Source organism: Mycobacterium kyorinense, assembly GCF_001672775.1.
In the GTDB taxonomy this organism is placed as follows: Bacteria; Actinomycetota; Actinomycetes; order Mycobacteriales; family Mycobacteriaceae; genus Mycobacterium; species Mycobacterium kyorinense_A.
Genome location: NZ_LZKJ01000183.1, coordinates 1 through 3,780, shown reverse-complemented (window position 1 = coordinate 3,780; position 3,780 = coordinate 1). Strand labels below are relative to the sequence as shown.

The 3,780-nt window shown below is 69.3% G+C and carries 5 protein-coding genes; 2 read left to right on the top strand and 3 right to left on the bottom strand.

Annotation, left to right across the window (positions count from 1 at the left end):
* The first annotated feature begins 32 nt into the window (after positions 1–32).
* Complete coding sequence (locus A5707_RS19825; protein ID WP_065016148.1) at positions 33–416, top strand: hypothetical protein; 384 nt, start codon at positions 33–35, stop codon at positions 414–416.
* Position 417: 1 nt separating this feature from the next.
* On the opposite strand, the gene A5707_RS19820 is transcribed toward A5707_RS19825, so the two are convergent.
* Complete coding sequence (locus A5707_RS19820; protein ID WP_065016147.1) at positions 418–1,248, bottom strand: RDD family protein; 831 nt, start codon at positions 1,246–1,248, stop codon at positions 418–420.
* 132 nt (positions 1,249–1,380) lie between these two features.
* On the opposite strand from A5707_RS19820, the gene A5707_RS19815 reads away from it, so the two are divergent.
* Positions 1,381–2,373 carry a stage II sporulation protein M gene (locus tag A5707_RS19815; protein WP_065016149.1) on the top strand — a complete coding sequence of 331 codons (993 nt, stop codon included), beginning with the start codon at positions 1,381–1,383 and terminating at the stop codon, positions 2,371–2,373.
* Positions 2,374–2,375: 2 nt separating this feature from the next.
* On the opposite strand, the gene A5707_RS19810 is transcribed toward A5707_RS19815, so the two are convergent.
* Together A5707_RS19810 and A5707_RS24650 are read right to left on the bottom strand one after the other, a co-directional pair.
* Entirely contained in the window at positions 2,376–3,698 is a 1,323-nt protein-coding gene (locus tag A5707_RS19810; RefSeq protein WP_065016146.1) for a DUF58 domain-containing protein, read from the bottom strand.
* On the bottom strand, positions 3,698–3,780 hold an 83-nt coding region (locus A5707_RS24650), incomplete at its 5' end, for a hypothetical protein (protein WP_232000787.1). The genes A5707_RS19810 and A5707_RS24650, both read right to left, overlap by 1 nt.

Here is a 3,780-nt window from a genome sequence, read left to right as displayed (position 1 = left end):
CCCGCCGCGGCAGGCTGGGTAGCACTCAACCGATGACTGACGAAGACCGCGACGTGAAAGTCGCCCCCGGCGCCGAGCCGGCAGCAGCCCAAAGCGACGCCGGCCGTGGCCGGTTGCGCGTCTGGGTGAACTGGGTGCTCGCGCTGTTGACGGTGCCCGCCGCCGCGGCGGTGCTCATCTTCACGCTCGGCGCCGTCATGAGCACGGCAGCCTGCAGTGATCAGCAGTGCCCCAACCTCGGGCCCAACGGAATCAGTTTCGGTGTCCTCTTCTACGGCGCGCCGGTGGTCGCGGCCCTGACCATCGTCATTTCGTTCTTCACCGCGCGCCGCCGGTGGGGCATCGTCGTTCCGGTCATCGCCTTGGCGCTGTTGGTCATCGACATTGCCATCGTCGCGGCGACGGTAGTTCAGTAGCTCAACGAGGCGGAGTGAAGCCCCCGCCCGGCGCAGGCCAGGATGGCGGCGGCGGCCAGTTCTGCGGAGGCGGCCCTGGGACGGGCGCGGCCAGTGGACGCAACCGTGCCAGCTCTCGGCGGTGCCGCTCGGCCAGCACAGCGGCCAGCGCGAGTTGCGGCGGAGTTCCCGGCGGGGGTGGCGGAGCGACGCGCGCCATCACGTCGCCAGCGATTCGGTAGGCCATTTGATATCGCAGGCCTGGATCGAGTTGCGGTGCGCGGGCGAGGAATTGGCGCGCCAGCTCGGCCTGCGCGGCGCTGAGACCCGATAATTGCAGCGACGCGGCCCACCACGCCAGTGACGGCGGCATCGGCGGGGGCGGGCTCGACTTCGGGCTGCGTTCGCTGATCACCATCGTCCCGGCAAAAATGTCGCCGATTCGTTTGGCTTTCGGTGAAAGCAGACTGCAGATCACGGCGGGGCTCCCGAACAGCATCCAGATCTCCACCAGCGAGGCCAGGGCCCGAAACAGCGCTTGGCGGAAGCGCTCCGGGCCGCCGTCGTCCGAGACCACGCGCAGCCCCATCACGATTTTGCCCACGGTCCGGCCGCGGGTCGCCGTTTCGAAGGCCAGCGGATACCCGACCAGCACCAGCACCGTGAAGATGATCAGGATGGCGGCAGTTGCAGCGTCGTCGAATTGGGTCAGCGTGGCCGCCCACAACATCAAGCCGAGCAGATAACCGACGACGATGACGACGATGTCGATCAACGCTGAAACCGCTCGCACCGGCAACTGCGCAATCTGCACGTCGAGCACGACGGCATCGCCGGTCACCACCTCGGACATACTGCGAACGCTACCCATTGGCGGCGACCCGCCGCACTCGGCTTCGCCGAGTTTGCGATCGCCGCTGCCCGATGGCGGCGGCCCGCCGCACTCGGCTTCGCCGAGTTTGCGATCGCCGCTAGCCTCGTGCAGGTGGACGTCGACGCCTTTGTGCTTGCGCACCGCGGCGCCTGGGACCGGCTCGACCAGCTGGTGCGTAACCGTCGTCGCCTCACCGGCCCGGAGATCGACGAACTCGTCGAGCTCTACCAACGGGTATCGACGCATCTGTCGATGCTGCGCTCGGCATCCTCGGAGGCGGCGCTGATCGGCCGCCTGTCGACGTTGGTGGCCCGCGCGCGCGCCGCGGTGACCGGCGCGCACGCTCCGGTCAGCAGCGAGTTCACCCGGTTCTGGACGGTGTCGTTTCCGGTGGTGGCCTACCGCGCCTGGCGTTGGTGGTTGGCGACGGGTCTGGTGTTCTTCGTCGTGGCGGGCGTCATCGCGCTGTGGGTGGCCGGCAGCCCGGAGGTGCAGTCCACCATCGGAACCCCAAGTGACATCGACGAATTGGTCAACCATGACGTCGCCGCGTATTACAGCGAACATCCGGCCGTGGCGTTCGGCCTGCACGTGTGGGTGAACAACGCCTGGGTTGCCGCGAAGTGCATCGCGTTGGCCGTCGTGCTGGGAGTGCCGATCCCGTTTGTGTTGTTCCAAAACGCCGCCAACCTCGGCGCCATCGGCGGGTTGATGTTCCAGGCAGGCAAGGGCGACGTCTTGCTGGGCCTGCTGACACCGCACGGCCTGCTGGAATTGACAGCGGTGTTTCTGGCCGCCGCCGCCGGGATGCGGTTGGGCTGGTCGGTGATCTCGCCCGGCCAGCGTCCCCGGGTCCAGGTGCTGGCCGAGCAAGGCCGCGCCGTCGTCGCGATCGCGGTCGGGCTGGTGGCGGTGTTACTCGTTTCCGGTGTCATCGAAGCCGCGGTGACCCCATCGCCACTGCCGACGTTTGTGCGGATCGGGATCGGGATCGCGGCCGAGGCGGCGTTTCTGGCCTACGTCGGGTACTTCGGTCGACGCGCGGTCCTGGCCGCGGAGACCGGCGACATCACCGATGCACCCGATGTGGTGCCGACCGGCTGACCTTAGAGCCGTCCGGTGGCCTTCATCGCCAGATAGCGGTCCGCCAGTGCGGGCGCAAGCTCGGTGGGTGCGGCGTCGACCACGTCGACGCCGCCGTGGCGCAGCCGGGATGCAATCGCCCGCCGGTCATTGCGGGAGAATTCGGCCGCCGCCGCGTCATACACCGCAGCAGCATCGGCGCGCCCGACGGCGAGCCGGTCGACACGCGGATCGGTCACCGCGGCGATGATCACCTGGTGCCTCGCCGAGAGCTGCGGCAACACCGGCAGCAGCCCCTCGTCGAGGGCAGCGGCGTTGAGGTCGGTCAGCAGCACTACCAGCGCACGCCGACGAACCCGTCGCAATACCGCGGAAACCATTGCCGGCGCGTCTGATTCGATGAGCTCGGGGCGCAGCGGCGCCATCGCGTCAACGAGGTGTGCGAGCAGTTCGGTCCGCGGCGCGCCGAACACCGCAGCCCGCGCGACCCGGTCGTGCGCAAGGAAGTCGACGTGGTCGCCGGCCCGGGAGGCTAACGCCGCCAACAGCAGTGCGGCATCCATCGACCAGTCCAGCCGCGGCCATCCGCCCGGATCGCCGGCGGTGGGATCGACTCCGACCCGGCCGGCCGACGTGCGTCCGGTGTCGAGCACAATGACGACCCGCCGGTCACGCTCGGGCCGCCAAGTCCGCACTACCACGTCGGAGCGACGGGCGGTGGCGCGCCAGTCGATCGAGCGGACGTCGTCGCCGACGACATACTCGCGCAGCGAGTCGAATTCGGTGCCCTGGCCGCGGGTCAAAGTCGGCAACAGTCCGTCGATTTCCCGCAGCTTGGCCAGCCGCGCCGGAAGGTGTTTGCGCGACAAGAAGGGCGGAAGCACCCGCACGGTTCCGGCGACCGGCGCCGACCGCTGCCGCCCGGCCAGGCCCAGCGGCCCGAACGATCGTGCGGTGACCACCGCGGTGCGTTGATCGCCGCGACGTGCCGGCCGCAGGCAGCTGGCCACCGGCTGCGCCTGGCCGGCGGCGATGTCGACAGCGTGCACAGCGGGTTCGGTGTGCGTGCTGGGTGGCCAGGAGTCGCGGATCTGGCCGCGAAACCGACGCCGGCCATTGTTGTGGATCAGCAGACTGACATGTGCCGACTCGCCGAGCCGCACCGACGCCGGGCCCGACCGGCTGAACCGCAGCGCGCCGAGGCTTGCGGCCAACCCGACGTCGACGGCCACCGCGACCAGCAACAGCACCAGCAGCACCAGGAAAGACGTTGCCGGCCAAGGCGATAACGTGACCGGCAGAACACAGAGCAGGGCGACCAGCCCAGTGCGTCCAGTCAGGACCACTAGCGGGGCACCGGAACCGAGGCCAGTATTCCGTCGAGCACCGCGTCGGCAGTGGCGCCTTCGAGTTCGGCTTCCGGGCGCA